The following is a 14,921-nucleotide window of genomic DNA, read 5'->3' on the forward strand; positions in this document are numbered from 1 at the left end:
GAAAAAATGCTTTTCGATGAGCCGCTTACGTTAAAGAAAAGCGGGCGTTTTCTGACCGTAATCTGGCGGTCAACAACGCGTTCCCTCCTGATTAATAAGGGGGCCCATTCGCGTGCTGATGCCTGGTATAACCACCGCTTTGTCATTATTATCGACATTATAGGTCTGCGTGGCAGGGACTGTGACACCTGGCTTAAGAGTTTGCGAGGCGGATTCCGGTATCTGGCGCGGGTCGCGGAGGGATGATGAAATTTATTAAGAAACAGAAATGGCTGCTGGCCGGCGGCAGCATCACTGTGCTTCTTTCCGCATTTCTGACCAACAGCCTGATGTTATCGCATCAGCGCGCGCAGTTAGATGATATGAGTGACGAACTGCTCAGCCATGCTGAAGAGGTCACCACGCAAATTGTCTCGTCCATTAATCGTGTTCACACCCGAGAGATTGTGGGCTGTCGTAAGCAGGATATTGCCGCCCTGCGCGAGGTTATCTGGAAGTACGCTAACGTCGAGGACCTCGGCATTATTGAGAATGGCAGGATAGCCTGTACCGCCAACTGGGGCGTGCTCGATAAACCGCTGCTGCTGCCTGACGAAAAATATGTCGTGCCGAACGGTTTTAGCATTTACAAAGGGGTGCGCAACTATCTGCCATATGGCGTCGTTCTGGACATGAGCCAGTACGGCAATGTGATCTCATTTACCTCTTCGTTTGCCTTCAGTGGTTTTGTGCGGCGCTATAAGGGGCTCGATTTTTCATTAACCAGCCGTAATGGTCAGCACGTTTTTCTCAATGACGTCAGCGCTAATACCGCCGCCGGTTCCGCGGCGGCATCCCGTCTTTGTAGCCAGAAATACGATATCTGCGCCCGTCTGGCAGAAAAAGAGCAGGGCTTTTTATCGCTCCCGCCGCTGCTTATCGCCGCAATAGCGATCGTCGCCTTTATTGTCGGGGCCGCGCTGTTCTACGCCATTCTGAGCTATCTTGCGGAACGGCGTTCGCTGGAATTTCGCTTGAAAAAGGCAATTCTCAACCAGCGGATCGATCTGGAGTACCAGCCGTTAGTCTGCGCTAAAAACGAAAAGATCGTTGGCGTGGAGGCGCTGGTTCGCTGGCATGACAAGATCTATGGCCAGGTTCCGCCGGATCTGTTTATTTCGATGGCGGAGCAGCTGAATGTCTCCGACGATATTTCGGCGCTGGTGATTGAGAAGGCGACCCGTGAGCTGAAAACCATTCTGCAGGCCGATGCGGGTTTCACCCTGGCGATAAATATCGGCAAAAGTGAAATCAACAATCCGCGTTTTTTAGATAATCTGATGCGGGTGCTCAAGCGTCATGATATTCGCCCGCAGCAGATTAAAATTGAAATTACCGAAAGAAGCGGCGAGTACTATAAAAAGATCGCGGCCTTTTCATTGCAGGCGATGAACCGGGGACTGCGGATTGCCCTTGATGATTTTGGTACCGGCTCTTCCAACCTGCTGTGGTTGACCGAGGTGTTCTACGATGAAATTAAGCTGGATAAGTTTTTCGTAAACGGCCTGAAGAATGAGTACAAGCGCACGATTCTGAGCTCGATTCTGGAGATCGTCTGCCAGCTCAATAAACAAATTGTCTTTGAAGGGGTAGAAAGCAAAACCGACTATGAGTTTGTCAAATCCTTCGATGAGAACGCGCTGATTCAGGGATGGTATTTTTACAAGTCGATGCCGATTGAAAAACTCTGCGCGTTGCTGCTGACTGAACCGCTTCCGCTGCGTGCGCAAAACGCGGAACCGTAGCGGGCGATAAAGGTCATCCGCCGACAGCGGAATGCGTCGTTTGCACACAATATACAGCGTAAATCGACAATCCTGACCGGCTATTCAGCCGGACCGGTGACAATATCTGTTTGATAATCAAGAAAACCCGTTGCTTTACCCGCGTGTCGGGAAGCGCAACGTTCATTTGTCACCTGAGGGTTCTCTATGCATTTCAACCAGGCTATTGCCCGTCTGCCCGCCGCCACCTGCGCCGCCGGCCAAACCACCGCCCGCCTCGGAGCGCCAGATATTGCCGGCACGACCCGCCAGTTCCTTGCCTATGTCGAAACCTTGCTGCAGCTCGGGCTGAAAGTCACCGTTCTGCCTGCCGCCGCGGATTACCCGGATGCCCACTTTGTGGAAGATACCGCGGTAGTGATGCCGGAGCTGGCGGTGATCACCCATCCTGGCGCGCCGAGCCGTCAGGGTGAAGTGGCGACCATCGCCCCGGTGCTGGCCGGTTTTCGCCCGCTGGTGCAGATGAGCGAACAGGGTCATATGGACGGCGGCGATGTGCTGCTGGTCGGCAAGCAGTTTTTTGTTGGCCTGACCGCACGTACCGACGAACAAGGGATCCGCGAGTTTGCCTCCGCCGTCGAACCGCACGGCTACCAGGTCACCGCGATTGAAGTGAGCGCCGGGCTGCACCTGAAATCGATTGTGAACTACGTCGGGCGCAATACGTTGCTGCTGACGGAAGGCTACCTGCATCACCCGGCCTTTAGCGGCTTCAATACCATTGTGATCCCGCAGGAAGAGGCGTATGCCGGCAATACCTTGTGGATCAACGACACCTTGATTACGCCTCAGGGCTACCCCTATACCCTCGGCGAAATCAGCAAGCTGGGAATGCCGGTGGTGCAGCTCGACACCAGCGAATTTAAGAAAATGGACGGCGGCCTGACCTGCCTTTCACTGCGCTTTTAGCCACACCGTTGACATCAGGGGTAACCGATATGAAAACACGCATTGCCGCTTTACTGGCCTGTATGGCGCTGAGCGCACCGCTGGCCGCACAGCAGTTTGACACCATCAGCTTTGGGGTGGACGGTGGCTATCCACCGTTTGATGTCCTTGCTCCCAGCGGCGAGATCACCGGCTTTGACATTGATATTGCCAACGCCCTTTGTACGCAGCTAAAAGCGAAATGCGTCTTCGTGAAGCAGCCGTTCGAGAGCATGATTGCCGCGCTCAACGCCCATAAATTCGATGCCATTATCGCCTCGCTGAACATTACCGATGAGCGCAAGAAAGAGGTGGATTTCACCGACCGCTACTACCGTAGCGCCGCGCAGCTGGTGGCGCGCAAAGGCAGCCCGCTGCAGCCAGATGCCGCCAGCCTCAAGGGCAAGACCGTCGGGGTACAGACCGGTTCAACCCATGAAGCCTACGCCAGAACCCACTGGGCCAACCATGGCGTGAAAATCGTCGGTTACGCCAACCAGGATAACGTTTATCTCGATCTGCTCTCCGGGCGTATCGATGCTTCCCTGCAGGACAATATTCAGGCGGCCACCAGCTTTATCGATACCCCGCGCGGGCAGAAGTTTGCCTTCGCCGGCCCGGTTATCAGCGATGGCAGTATCTCGTCCGACGTCGGCATTGCGGTGAATAAAGACAATCCGGCGCTGCGCGATGCCCTGAACGGTGCGATTAAGCAAATCCGCGCCGACGGCACCTACGAGGCCATTCAGAAAAAGTACTTCAGCTTTGATATCTACGGCAAATAAGCCGTGAAGGGGAGGGCGCGGTCGGCGATCGGCGCCCCTTTACGACACGGGTGGAAGACAGAATATGGTTGCAGACTATTTACCGTTACTGCTGCGCGGCGCGGGGCTTTCGCTGTGCGTGATGCTGGTTTCGTTGCTGGTGGCGCTGTTGTTAGGGCTGCTGAATGCGCTGATTAAGCTGTTCGGGCCGCGCTGGCTACGCTGGTTTTCGACCGGCTATACCACGCTGGTGCGCGGCATTCCGGAGCTGGTCATTATGCTGCTGCTGTTTTTCGGCGGCGAGATGCTGGTGAATACGCTGCTGGGGCTGGTCGGGTTCGGGCCGGTTCGCTTCAATACCTTTATTTCCGGGGTGCTGGCGATTGGCTTTGTGTTTGGTGCCTACTACACCGAAACCTTTCGCGGGGCCTTTCTGACCGTCGACCGGGGGCAGACCGAAGCGGCACAAGCGTACGGCATGCGTCCGTGGACGGTCTTTCGGCGCGTGATGCTGCCGCAGATGCTGAGTTTTGCCATTCCGGGTATCAATAACAACTGGCTGGGGCTGATGAAAGCGTCGGCGCTGGTGTCGATCCTCGGTTTAGAAGATATGGTGTGGCTGGCGGAACAGGCCGGGCGCGCCACGCAGAAGCCGTTTTTGTTCTACTTCCTCGTGTCGCTGATTTATATGGTGATCACCGCCTTGTCCAGCTGGCTGTTTAATCGTCTGGCGAAGCGCTACGCGCTGCGCTCTTCGACGGCGGGGGCGGCACTATGAACCTGCAGACTTTTATCGATGCGCTACCGGGCTACCTGTGGAGCGACGGCAACGGCTCGGCGAGCGGGCTGGCGGTGACGGCGGAACTGTTTTTACTGTCTATCGTTCCCGGCATGGTGCTGGCGGTAGTGATGGCGGTCATCCAGGTGTACGGCCCGCGACTGCTGGCCTGGCCGATTCGCGGCTGCACCTGGTTCTTTCGCAGCACGCCGCTCTACCTGCAACTGATGCTGATCTATTACGGGCTGTCGCAGTTCGATATCGTCCAGCTGGGCTGGCAAAACGATCGGCCGTTCTGGCTGCTGTTCCGCGATGCGACCTTCTGCGCCACCTTAGCGTTGGTGCTGAATACGGCCGCTTACGTGGCCGAGTTGCTGGCAGGGATGATGATGACCTTCCCGCGTCAGGAGTGGGTGGCCGGTGAAGCCTACGGCATGAGCAAAGGACAAATTATTCGTCGTCTGGTGCTGCCGGCGACGCTGCGGCGGGGTATTCCGGCGCTGAATAACGAGATGGTGTTTTTACTGCATGCCACGTCGCTGGCCAGCACCGTCACGCTGCTCGATATTACCGGCGTCGCGCGGGCGTTTTATGCCATCACCTATTCGCCGTTTATTCCGTTCCTGATGGCCGCCGCGCTCTATTTGCTGTGCACTTTTTTACTGATATTCGCTTTTTCACGCGCCGAACGACGCTGGCTGGCGTTTGCCCGCCGCTCGTGATCAGGAGCGTTTAATCGCCTGAAGTTCGGTCAGGGTCACGATTTTATCGACGCGGAATTTTTTGCTGGTCAGCCAGGTGTCCGCCAGCTGGCAGTAGTGGGCCATGCTGCGACAGCCGATGCGCACCAGAAAGTCAAAGCTGCCGCTGACCAGCCAGCAGTCGAGCACTTCCGGGGTCTGGCGCATCTCCTGTTCAAATACCGGCTGCGAGCGGCCATGGTCGGCCAGCGCAATCTGCGCCTGCACCACGAAGGCATGCTCCGGCTCGGGGAGATCGATAATCGCGCTGTAGCCTCTGATAATTCCATCGCGCTCAAGGCCACGTACGCGTTCCAGGCAAGGACGGGCGGTGAGGTTTACCTGCTCCGAGAGCTTTTGATAAGAAATGCGGCCATCCCGGCGCAGGATTTCAAGGATCTTATGATCGATACGGTCAAGCCGGGCTTTCTTTTCCACAAAGAGGACGTCCAATGAAAATTAAACACTATACCTTACCCGAACATGCCCTGGGTGGGCAGCGGCAATTAACGCATTTTCATTTTGGCGAACCCGGCGTCGGGGAGAAAGTCTATCTCCAGGCAGGGCTGCATGCCGATGAAATCCCGGGCATGTTGGTGCTGCACTATCTTAAAAGATTACTGTGCCAGGCGGAACGGCGCGCCGAGCTGCGCGGTGAAATTATCCTCGTTCCGGTGGCAAACCCGCCGGGACTGGCCCAGGTGATGCTCAACAGCGGCATCGGGCGCTTTGACCTCGGCAGCGGCCGCAACTTTAATCGTGATTTTCCCGACCTGGCCCGCCTGGCGCAACCCCTGTTGCAGGACGCAGCGCCGCTGACGCACGATAATTACCGGCAACGGGTACGCCAGGCGATGCGCGATGGGCTGGCCGCGGAGCCGGTACGTAGCGAAGTGCAGGCGCTGCGCCATCATCTGCTGAGCCTGGCCTGCGATGCGGATGTCGTGCTGGATCTGCACTGCGACGACCAGGCCATTTTACATATGTACGCCGATCCGGCCTGGCAGCCAGAGGCCGGGGTACTGGCCGCTTTTCTTGGGATCGGCACGGTGCTGCTGTCGCAGGAGAGCGGCGGTAACTCATTCGATGAAGCCTGCGGGCTGCCCTGGCAGCGTCTGGCGGCCCCGTTTCCCCAACTGCCACGGCAGCCCGGCTGCATGGCGGTGACCGTCGAGCTGCGAGGCCAGCAGGAGGTCAATCATGAGGTGGCGCGTCAGGATGCCGAGCGGCTCTATCGCTACCTGCAATTTCGCGGCGTGCTGGCCGGCGATCGTCCGGAGGTCCCGCAGCAGCAGACGGTGATGCTGCCGTTTAGCGCCGGAGAGATTGTCACCGCCCCGGCGAGTGGGATTCTGGTCCAGCTGAAACAGCCCGGCGAGTGGGTCAGCGCCGATGATGTGGTAGCCGAAATTGTCGACCCGCTGACCGATATGATCAAATCCGTTCGCCCGCAGGCCGGCGGGCTGATCTACGCCAGCCGTCGGGCGCCGTTTGTGACCTTCGGTGCCGAAGTGATGAAAATCGCCGGCGAACAGCCCTTCAGCGGCGGTGGCGGACTGGCGATGTAACACGCCAGAGAGTGAACTCACGGTTTTCCCGCTGTCGGTGGCTATCGGCGGACTGGGAGCACGTCGTCGAGAAAATCGTTCACCGTCTGCATGCATAACGCGCGCTCTTCCACGTGCGGCATATGGCTGGACTCTTCGAATATTGTCCAGCGCACGTCGGGAATGTGGTCCATAAAGGGCTGCACCACCTCCGGCGTAGCCTCGTCGTAACGCCCGGAAATCAGCAGGACCGGAACCTGGATGTGCGCCAGACGGTCGATAATGGTCCACGCTTTCATGCTGCCGATGACGTGAAATTCGGTGGGGCCGTTCATCGCGTGATACACCGTCGGGTCGGCATCCATCGCGTCAAAGGTGCGCCGCACTTCCGCCGGCCAGGGATCCAGGCGGCAGACGTGGCGTTGATAAAACACCTGGCTTGCCGCTTTATACGCCGGGCTGTCCAGCGTGCCCGCCGCTTCATGTTCCTGTAGCGTCTGCTGGACCCCGGCGGGCAGCTGCGCCCGCAGGGCCGCCGCCCCCTGTAGCCACAGCGCCATTGAGGCCGGAGAATTGGCGATTACCAGCGCCTTTAGCCCCGACGGCTGCGTCACGGCGTGTTCCGCCCCCAGCATTCCGCCCCACGACTGACCAAGCAGGGCGTAATTATCGGCAATCTCCAGATGCTGCAGCAGGTTAGCCAGTTCATCGAGAAACAGCGCCGGCTGCCAGAAGTCGGCGGGCTGCTGCGGAAGATGGGTCGAGCGCCCGTTGCCTAACTGATCGTAGTGGATCACCGCCCGCCCGCTGAGGGCGATATCGCGAAACGCGTCGACATAATCATGCGTACACCCAGGTCCGCCGTGGGCAACCACCAGCGGCGTCAGGCCGCTATGGAGATCGCCGCAAACACGAAACCAGGTTTGATACTGCCGAAACGGCGCGTAGCCTTCGCTAATGGTGTACATGAATGTTCTTTCCCTGCTCAGTGGACCGGCTTTCAGGGTAAAGGCTGGTCACCGCGGCTGAACACTAGCAAAAATGCTAGTTCTTAACTGTCGAGCAGGCGGTAGTGCAGGGCGCGGACCACCGCCTGCACGCGGTTGCTGGCGCCGAGTTTTTTCGCCGCGGTATTCAGATGTAGCGTCACCGTCGCTACCGAGCGATGCAGCTTGCGGGCAATCTCTTTGGCGGTCAGCCCCTCGGCGGACCACGCCAGGCATTCACGCTCGCGGTTGCTTAACTTCACGTGACGACAGGTCAGCATGGTGCTGTCGAACAGCGGGAAGGCGGACTCCTGAAACTGGTGGGCCAGCAGCATCAGCTGTGCGAGGGTCGCGTTGATTTCCCGCTCCTGACGCTGGCCGGTGTGGATGCCGGTGAGGGTCACAAACCCGCCGTTAGGCAGATGCAGGGGAACCGTGGCGCCGCAGGGCATATTGTGTTCGCGCATATAGTCGGTAACGGCGGCGGCGTCGGTATCCAGCCTGCCGCGCAGCATGCTGTTATCCGGGTGTTGATAGGACCAGACAAACGGCGCGCAGCTCGCCAGCGCGCAGTGCTGCACCGGATCCAGCTGGTAATAGCCGCGCTCGCACCACAGCTGGCGCATATCTTCCGGCACGTTGTACGTCTTCAGTAATGACGGCGTAATCAGCTCCCCCTCCAGCGAGCGCGGGACCGGCGTGTAGTCGTAAATGACCGCGTCGAATCCCAGAGTGCGGGTTTGCTGAAAAAGCCCGCCGAATGCCTCATCCAGGCTGGTCGCCCGGGCGCTGCCGGGGCGTTCAAACTCCAGTCGCATAAAACCCCCTTCAGGTTAAACCGAGATCCGCGACGGGCACGATTTGTGCAAAACCGTCCGGTGCTCGCTCATAGGTATGCAATTCCGGTGCCGTCCCGACGCGGCGTAAAACTAGTATTTTTGCTAACTGTTCAGCTTCCGGCGTTGCCGTTAGCGTTAATGCAACGCCAACAGCCGGCACCATCGACGACGAGGAACACACCATGTGGAGCGAAATAGCACCCGACCAGTGCCATCACATTGCGGTGGATGGATATAACGTCGTGGCGTATCAATTCGGCGACGGCGACGAGACCATTTTGTGCCTCAATGGCGGGCCGGGGCTGCCCTGCGACTATCTGCGCGAGGCCCACTCTTTTCTGAAACTGCACGGCTACCGGGTAATCGCCTTTGACCAGTTGGGTACCGGAAAATCCGACCGACCGGATGACGCCAGCCTGTGGACCATGGCGCGTTACGTGCGGGAAGTGGAAACCGTCCGCCAGACGCTGGGGCTTGGCAAGGTCCATCTGCTTGGTCACTCGTGGGGCGGCTGGCTGGCGATTGAAGTGGCGTTGCACCATCCTGGCGCAATTCGCTCGCTGATTCTGGAAAACACCGTTGCCGATATGCCGCATCTGGTGCAGGAACTGAACCGTCTGCGCGGCGCGCTGGGTTCCGAAACCGTGGCGATGATGCAGCGTTATGAAGCGCTGGGCTGGCTGGATCACCCGGCTTATCAGGCAGCGATTACTCTGCTGAACTATCGCCACGTCTGCCGCCTGGACGTGTGGCCCGAGCCGGTTAAGCGATCGCTTGAGGACTGGAATATGGCGCCCTATGTCACCATGCAGGGGCCGAACGAATTTCTCTATACCGGTAATTTAAAAGCGTGGAACCGTAGCGCAGAACTGGCCTCCATCCACGTGCCGTGCCTGATCACCAGCGGCCAGCACGATGAACTGACGCCCGCCTGCGCCCTGAAAATGAAGCAGGGGCTGGCGAATGCCGAGATCGCGATTTTTGCCAACAGCAGCCATATGCCGTTTTACGAAGAGCCGCAGGCGTACTACCCGGTGCTGCTCGACTTTCTGGCGCGCCAGCGCGACCCGGGAGGCCGCTGATGCACCGTTACCGTTTTCTGTTATTTCGTCCGCTACAGTTGCTGCCGGTGCTGCTGGGCATCAGCCTGATCACCTTCATGATGGTGCGCGCCATCCCCGGCGATCCGGCGCGCATTTTGCTGGGAGTCCGCAGCACTCCGGCGGCGCTGGCCCGCGTTCGCGCGCAGTTTGGCCTCGATGAACCGCTGTGGGTGCAGTACGGCTATTTTCTGCGCAACTTGCTGCAGGGCGAGCTGGGGAAGTCGATTGTCTACCGGGTGGATACCCTCAAGCTGATCGGCTCGCGGCTTGAACCGACGCTGTGGCTGGTGCTGGGCAGCGTGCTGCTGGCGATAGTGCTGACGGTGCCGCTGGCGACCACCGCCGCCCGCCAGCGCGGGCGCCTCGCCGACCGGCTGATTCGTCTTTTTACCACCGCCGGGCTTGGCTTTCCGGCGTTCTGGCTCGGCATCATGCTGATCCTGATGTTCAGCATCGTGCTCGGCTGGTTTCCGGTCTCCGGCTACGGCAGCGATTTTATAGACCAGCTGCATCATATGGTTCTGCCGTGTCTGACCGTGGCGCTGGCGCTGTCGGCGGTATTAATTCGTAACCTGCGCGCCAGCCTGCTGATGGAGATGAACAGCGACTATGTCGTCGCGGCCCGGGCGCGCGGACAGCGAGAGCGTCGGATTTTCTGGCGCCACGTGCTGCCGAACTCGCTGGTACCGACCATTAACCTGCTGGCGGTGAATATCGGCTGGCTGATCGGCAGTACGGTGGTGATCGAAAGCGTGTTTGCCATTCCCGGCCTCGGACAGCTGCTGGTGAAGGCGATCTTCAGCCGCGACTACATGGTGGTCCAGGGGGTGGTGATGGTATTTGCCCTCGCCACCGTGGTGGTGAGCCTGCTGGCGGATATTCTGACCGTGGCCCTCGACCCGAGGATCTCATTATGAAGGCGATAGCGACCTTTTCCCGCCTGCGTCAGCGGGCGATCCCGCGCCAGCAGGCGCTGTGTGCCGGGCTGGCGATTGTCGGGCTGTGGCTGCTGGTGGCCTGTCTGGCACCGTGGATTGCGCCGTTCGACCCGATCGTTCAGGACCCGGCATCCAGCCTGCTGCCGCCGGGGGGGATCCATCCGTTCGGTACCGACAATTTTGGCCGTGATGTCTTTTCCCGCGTGCTGTGGGGGGCGCGGGTCGATCTGCAAATCTGCCTGCTGGGGGTGCTGTTTCCCTTTATGCTCGGCACCACCCTGGGGGCGCTTGCGGGCTATCTTGGCGGAGTGGTGGATGCGCTGGTGATGCGGGTGATTGATATCGTGCTGGCCTTTCCGTTTCTGGTGCTGATGCTGGCGATCATCGCCATCCTCGGGCCGGGGCTGAGCAGCTTTTATATCGCCATGGCGATGGTGGGTTGGGTCTCATATGCCCGCCTGGTGCGCGCTCAGGTGCTGACCCTGAAACAGCGCGATTTTATTCTGGCGGCCCGCAGTCTGGGCTACGGCCATCTGCGGATATTGTTCCGCCACCTGCTGCCGAACGCGTTGACCGGGGCCATCGTCTTTTCGATGTCCGACTGCGTGCTGGTGCTGCTGAACGGCGCGTCGGTGAGCTATCTCGGGCTTGGGGTACAGCCGCCCACCGCCGAATGGGGGGTGATGGTGGCGGAAGGACAAAGCTTTATTACTACCGCATGGTGGATAACCACCTTTCCCGGTCTCGCCATCGTGCTGCTGGCGATGGGGTTCAGCCTGCTGGCCGACGGGCTGGGCGATAAGTTAGGAGAGCGCGTATGAGTCTGCTGACGGTAAACAATCTGACGGTCACGCGCGGCGCAGATATCGCGCTGGTGGATAACATCTCGTTCACGCTGGCGACCGGGGAGATGCTCGGGCTGGTGGGCGAGAGCGGGTCGGGGAAAACCGTCACCTGCCGGGCGCTGATGCGCCTGCTGCCGGGAACCGGATTACGCATCACTGCTGGGGAAGTGCGGCTGGGCGGACGGGATATTTTGTCCCTCAGTGAAGGACAGATGTCGGCGGTGCGCGGGCGGGAAATCGGCATGATTTTCCAGAACCCCACCAGCCATCTCAATCCGGTGATGACCATCGGCGAACAGATTGCCGAAAGCCGCCGCCTGCACTTTGGCGCCAGCCGTCGTCAGGCGCGGGAGGATGCGCTCGCGCTGCTGCGTCAGGTCGGGATCCCCGACCCGCAGAACCGGCTCAATAACTATCCGCATGAGTTTTCCGGCGGTATGCGCCAGCGGGCGATGATTGCCGTTGCCCTCGCGCCGGAGCCGAGGCTGCTGATTGCCGATGAACCGACGACCGCGCTGGACGTGACCGTGCAGATGCAGATTCTGCGCCTGCTGAGCGACCTGCGTGGGGAACTGGGGCTGGCGGTCATTATGATCACCCATGACCTTGGCGTGGTGGCGCAAACCTGCGACCGGATCGCGGTGATGTACGGCGGACGGCTGTGTGAAGTGGGCGGCAAGCGCGAGGTGCTGGCCGGGCCGCTACATCCCTATACCCGCGGACTGATTGACTGCCAGCCGGTGAGCGAAGGCGGGCAGGGGAGACTGACGACCATCGACGGCCAGCCGCCGGTTGCCGACCATTTTCCGCCAGGCTGTCGTTTTCACCCGCGCTGTCGCCGTGCCGACGAGGCCTGCCAGCAGCAACCGGTATTGCATTACGGGCAGGAGGGTCGCACTCACGGCGCCGCCTGCCATCACATATTGCCGACGCTTACCCGGCGGGAGGGTTAAATGGTTCACGCTCACTGGCCGCTGCTTGAGGCCGATAATCTTTCCGTCACCTTTCCGGTTTCCGGCGGGCTGTGGCAGCCGAAACGGCGGGTACACGCGGTCAATCAGGTGTCGCTGCAGATCCACCCCGGCGAGACCCTGGGGCTGGTGGGCGAATCCGGTAGCGGCAAAAGCACGCTGGGGCGGGCGCTGTTACAGCTGGAGCGGGTTGCCGGCGGAGAGGTGCGGTTCGAAGGGCAGCGCATCACCCATGGTTTAACCAGCGATATTGCCCGGCTGCGTCAGCAAAGCGCGATGATTTTTCAGGACCCCTTTGCCTCGCTGAACCCGCGTCAGACCGTAGGCGAGAGTATCGCCGAGGTGCTGCGGGTGCATAAGAAAGTACCGCGCGGGCAGGTCGCCCAGCGAGTCGAGGCGCTGCTGGTCCAGGTTGGCCTGCGCCCGGAGCAGGCCAGCGCGAAACCGGCTCAGCTAAGCGGCGGCCAGTGCCAGCGTGCCGGTATTGCCAGAGCGCTGGCGATGGAGCCGCGGTTGATCGTCGCGGATGAGTGTGTGGCGGCGCTGGATGTTTCTATTCAGGGGCAGATCGTCAATTTACTGATGGATCTGCGCGAAACCATGGGGCTGGCGATTCTGTTCATCGCTCACGACCTGGCGATTGTGCGCCGGCTGTGCGATCGCGTTGCGGTGATGTACCTCGGGCGGATCGTCGAGGAGGGGCCAGCGGAAGCGGTCTTCACCCGACCGCTGCACCCGTACACCGCCGCGCTGGTTTCGGCGATCCCGGAAATTGACCCGGATAAACCGCTGCCGAAGAGCGGTCTGGGGGGCGAACCACCCAGCCCGGTCGCAGTTCCACAAGGCTGTGCATTTCATCCGCGCTGCCCTTATGCGCAGGTGCAGTGTCGCACCGGCGCACCACCACCAACCCGGCAGATTGCCGACCGCGCTTATGCCTGCATCCTCAACCATGCGGGCCATGAGACCGTTTTTCCTTTGACAGGGGGATCTTTTGATGAAGCACAGGCATGTTAAATTACTGGCGGCCAGCGTATTTCTGGCGTTAAGCGTGGTCAGCGAAATGGCGCAGGCGGCGGGGGTATTGACCATTGGTCGCCGCGAGGACAGCACCACCTTTGACCCGATAAAATCGGCGCAAAACGCCGATAACTGGGTCTTTTCCAACGTCTTCGACCCGCTGGTGCGGGTGGATAAAAGCGGGACAAAGCTGGAGCCTGGGGTGGCTGAGAGCTGGACCATTTCCGCGGATGGTAAGGTCTACACCTTTAAAATTCGCGATACCCAGTTTTCCGACGGCACGCCGCTGACCGCCAGCGATGCGGCGTTTAGCCTGCTGCGCATCCGTGATGATGAGGGCTCACTGTGGCGCGACTCCTACAGCATCATCGCCAAAGCCGAGGCCACCGACCCGCGCACCCTGGTGGTGACCCTGAAATCGCCTTCCGCGCCGTTCTTATCGCAGCTGGCGCTGCCGAACGCTTCGGTGATTTCAGAGAAGGCGATGAAAGCCGAAGGCGAAGAGGCCTTTGCCGAGAAGCCGGTCGGCTCCGGCGCGTTTAGCGTGAAGGAGTGGCAGCGCGGGGAGAAAATCGTGCTGGTGAAGAACCCTCACTTCTGGCAGGCGAAAAACGTCAGCCTCGATGGCGTGGAGTGGCTAACTATTCCTGACGATAATACCCGGATGCTGAAAGTGCAGGCCGGAGAACTTGATGCTGCCCTGACCGTGCCTTTCTCGCGCATCGCGTCGCTGCAGAAGGATGCGAATCTGAAGGTGGAGCTGGATCCCTCCACCCGCGAGGATCATCTGCTGATTAACCATTCCCACGGCGCGCTGGGCAAAGTGGAAGTGCGCCAGGCGCTGGACTTCGCGATTGATAAAGACGCCATCGTCAAGACCGTGACCTTTGGCTACGGTCAGGTGGCGAACTCGTATATTCCTGCCGGGGCGCTGTATCACTACGCCGACAATCTGCGTCGCCCCTACGATCCGCAAAAGGCAAAAGCGATGCTCAACGCGGCGGGCGCCGCCGACCTGAAGCTGAACTATGTGGTCAACGCCGGGGATGAGGTGGATGAGCAAATCGCCATTCTGCTGCAGCAGCAGCTGGCGAAAGCCGGGGTGACGGTCAACTTACAAAAAGTCGATCCGAGCCAGAGTTGGGATATGCTGGTGGCCGGGGATTACGATATCTCGGTGATGTACTGGACCAACGATATTCTCGACCCCGACCAGAAAACGACCTTTGTGCTGGGGCATGACAGCAACATGAACTATATGACCCGCTACCATAACGAGCAGGTCAAGGCGCTGGTGGCCGCCGCGCGCGTCGAAATGGACAGTAAAAAGCGCGAGCAGATGTATATCGACCTGCAAAAAATGGCCAAAGCCGACGTCAACTGGGTTGACCTGTATTACAGCCCGTACCGTAACGTCAGCCGTAAGAATATCGACGGTTTTTACCAGAATCCGCTGGGGCGCTTCTTCCTCGAGGATACCGTGAAACACTAATGCCTCTTTGCGCCGGTTGGCCCTGGTCACCGGCGCTTTTTTTCCTCTCCGGACCCCGGTGGCGGATTGATATGCGTCAACCTTTCCGTCAACTACAGAGATAAATAACTAAAAAAGAGTTGTAACCCTTGCAGGTTTTATTCAATTT

The 14,921-nt window shown here is 59.6% G+C and carries 15 protein-coding genes; 12 read left to right on the top strand and 3 right to left on the bottom strand.

The window, feature by feature from the left end; genetic code table 11:
* Positions 1-242 precede the first annotated feature (242 nt).
* The 5 genes from HF679_RS01980 to HF679_RS02000 all read left to right on the top strand — a co-directional run bounded on the left by HF679_RS01980 (position 243) and on the right by HF679_RS02000 (position 5,014).
* Complete coding sequence (locus HF679_RS01980) at positions 243-1,784, top strand: EAL domain-containing protein (RefSeq protein ID WP_187042539.1); 1,542 nt, start codon at positions 243-245, stop codon at positions 1,782-1,784.
* A 186-nt stretch (positions 1,785-1,970) separates the two neighbouring features.
* The gene (locus HF679_RS01985; RefSeq protein ID WP_187042540.1) at positions 1,971-2,732 is read left to right on the top strand and encodes a dimethylarginine dimethylaminohydrolase family protein; all 762 of its coding nucleotides are present in this window, start codon (positions 1,971-1,973) and stop codon (positions 2,730-2,732) included.
* 29 nt (positions 2,733-2,761) lie between these two features.
* Positions 2,762-3,535 (top strand): ABC transporter substrate-binding protein, encoded by a 774-nt coding sequence (locus tag HF679_RS01990; protein ID WP_123755081.1) that lies wholly within the window; start codon positions 2,762-2,764, stop codon positions 3,533-3,535.
* Between the two features lie 64 nt (positions 3,536-3,599).
* Positions 3,600-4,292, top strand: coding sequence for an ABC transporter permease (locus tag HF679_RS01995; RefSeq protein WP_154144239.1), 693 nt, complete (start codon positions 3,600-3,602; stop codon positions 4,290-4,292).
* Positions 4,289-5,014 (top strand): ABC transporter permease, encoded by a 726-nt coding sequence (locus tag HF679_RS02000; RefSeq protein ID WP_123755079.1) that lies wholly within the window; start codon positions 4,289-4,291, stop codon positions 5,012-5,014. The genes HF679_RS01995 and HF679_RS02000 overlap by 4 nt, the downstream gene beginning before the upstream one ends.
* On the opposite strand, the gene HF679_RS02005 is transcribed toward HF679_RS02000, so the two are convergent.
* A complete protein-coding gene (locus tag HF679_RS02005; RefSeq protein ID WP_123755517.1) occupies positions 5,015-5,470 on the bottom strand; it encodes an Lrp/AsnC family transcriptional regulator in 456 nt (151 codons plus the stop codon). It lies immediately after the preceding gene.
* Positions 5,471-5,484: 14 nt separating this feature from the next.
* Here HF679_RS02005 and HF679_RS02010 point away from each other — a divergent pair, with 14 nt between their 5' ends.
* On the top strand, positions 5,485-6,600 hold the full coding sequence (locus tag HF679_RS02010; RefSeq protein ID WP_187042541.1) for a succinylglutamate desuccinylase/aspartoacylase family protein: 1,116 nt from the start codon (positions 5,485-5,487) through the stop codon (positions 6,598-6,600).
* A gap of 41 nt (positions 6,601-6,641) precedes the next feature.
* On the opposite strand, the gene HF679_RS02015 is transcribed toward HF679_RS02010, so the two are convergent.
* Both HF679_RS02015 and HF679_RS02020 read right to left on the bottom strand, forming a co-directional pair.
* On the bottom strand, positions 6,642-7,547 hold the full coding sequence (locus HF679_RS02015; RefSeq protein WP_123755077.1) for a proline iminopeptidase-family hydrolase: 906 nt from the start codon (positions 7,545-7,547) through the stop codon (positions 6,642-6,644).
* An 83-nt stretch (positions 7,548-7,630) separates the two neighbouring features.
* Complete coding sequence (locus HF679_RS02020; protein WP_187042542.1) at positions 7,631-8,383, bottom strand: helix-turn-helix transcriptional regulator; 753 nt, start codon at positions 8,381-8,383, stop codon at positions 7,631-7,633.
* Between the two features lie 203 nt (positions 8,384-8,586).
* Here HF679_RS02020 and HF679_RS02025 point away from each other — a divergent pair, with 203 nt between their 5' ends.
* Genes HF679_RS02025 through HF679_RS02050 form a run of 6 tightly spaced genes read left to right on the top strand, consistent with a single transcriptional unit; the run spans position 8,587 to position 14,773 of the window.
* Complete coding sequence (locus HF679_RS02025; protein WP_123755075.1) at positions 8,587-9,486, top strand: proline iminopeptidase-family hydrolase; 900 nt, start codon at positions 8,587-8,589, stop codon at positions 9,484-9,486.
* Positions 9,486-10,424, top strand: a complete 939-nt coding sequence (locus HF679_RS02030; RefSeq protein WP_123755074.1) for an ABC transporter permease — start codon at positions 9,486-9,488, stop codon at positions 10,422-10,424. The genes HF679_RS02025 and HF679_RS02030 overlap by 1 nt, the downstream gene beginning before the upstream one ends.
* Positions 10,421-11,266, top strand: a complete 846-nt coding sequence (locus HF679_RS02035) for an ABC transporter permease (protein ID WP_123755073.1) — start codon at positions 10,421-10,423, stop codon at positions 11,264-11,266. The genes HF679_RS02030 and HF679_RS02035 overlap by 4 nt, the downstream gene beginning before the upstream one ends.
* Entirely contained in the window at positions 11,263-12,243 is a 981-nt protein-coding gene (locus tag HF679_RS02040) for an ABC transporter ATP-binding protein (protein ID WP_154144242.1), read from the top strand. Before HF679_RS02035 ends, HF679_RS02040 begins: the two co-directional genes overlap by 4 nt.
* A complete protein-coding gene (locus HF679_RS02045) occupies positions 12,244-13,278 on the top strand; it encodes an ABC transporter ATP-binding protein (protein ID WP_154144243.1) in 1,035 nt (344 codons plus the stop codon). It abuts the gene before it with no gap.
* On the top strand, positions 13,259-14,773 hold the full coding sequence (locus tag HF679_RS02050) for an ABC transporter substrate-binding protein (protein WP_154144244.1): 1,515 nt from the start codon (positions 13,259-13,261) through the stop codon (positions 14,771-14,773). The genes HF679_RS02045 and HF679_RS02050 overlap by 20 nt, the downstream gene beginning before the upstream one ends.
* The last annotated feature ends 148 nt before the right edge of the window (positions 14,774-14,921 follow it).

The organism is Enterobacter sp. JUb54, assembly GCF_014298075.1.
GTDB lineage: Bacteria > Pseudomonadota > Gammaproteobacteria > Enterobacterales > Enterobacteriaceae > Klebsiella > Klebsiella lignicola.

Coding starts and splice junctions, on each gene's coding strand:
- HF679_RS01980 (WP_187042539.1), top strand. CDS start 243: ATGATGAAATTTATTAAGAAACAGAAATGGCTGCTGGCCGGCGGCAGC.
- HF679_RS01985 (WP_187042540.1), top strand. CDS start 1,971: ATGCATTTCAACCAGGCTATTGCCCGTCTGCCCGCCGCCACCTGCGCC.
- HF679_RS01990 (WP_123755081.1), top strand. CDS start 2,762: ATGAAAACACGCATTGCCGCTTTACTGGCCTGTATGGCGCTGAGCGCA.
- HF679_RS01995 (WP_154144239.1), top strand. CDS start 3,600: ATGGTTGCAGACTATTTACCGTTACTGCTGCGCGGCGCGGGGCTTTCG.
- HF679_RS02000 (WP_123755079.1), top strand. CDS start 4,289: ATGAACCTGCAGACTTTTATCGATGCGCTACCGGGCTACCTGTGGAGC.
- HF679_RS02010 (WP_187042541.1), top strand. CDS start 5,485: ATGAAAATTAAACACTATACCTTACCCGAACATGCCCTGGGTGGGCAG.
- HF679_RS02015 (WP_123755077.1), bottom strand. CDS start 7,547: ATGTACACCATTAGCGAAGGCTACGCGCCGTTTCGGCAGTATCAAACC.
- HF679_RS02020 (WP_187042542.1), bottom strand. CDS start 8,383: ATGCGACTGGAGTTTGAACGCCCCGGCAGCGCCCGGGCGACCAGCCTG.
- HF679_RS02025 (WP_123755075.1), top strand. CDS start 8,587: ATGTGGAGCGAAATAGCACCCGACCAGTGCCATCACATTGCGGTGGAT.
- HF679_RS02030 (WP_123755074.1), top strand. CDS start 9,486: ATGCACCGTTACCGTTTTCTGTTATTTCGTCCGCTACAGTTGCTGCCG.
- HF679_RS02035 (WP_123755073.1), top strand. CDS start 10,421: ATGAAGGCGATAGCGACCTTTTCCCGCCTGCGTCAGCGGGCGATCCCG.
- HF679_RS02040 (WP_154144242.1), top strand. CDS start 11,263: ATGAGTCTGCTGACGGTAAACAATCTGACGGTCACGCGCGGCGCAGAT.
- HF679_RS02045 (WP_154144243.1), top strand. CDS start 12,244: ATGGTTCACGCTCACTGGCCGCTGCTTGAGGCCGATAATCTTTCCGTC.
- HF679_RS02050 (WP_154144244.1), top strand. CDS start 13,259: ATGAAGCACAGGCATGTTAAATTACTGGCGGCCAGCGTATTTCTGGCG.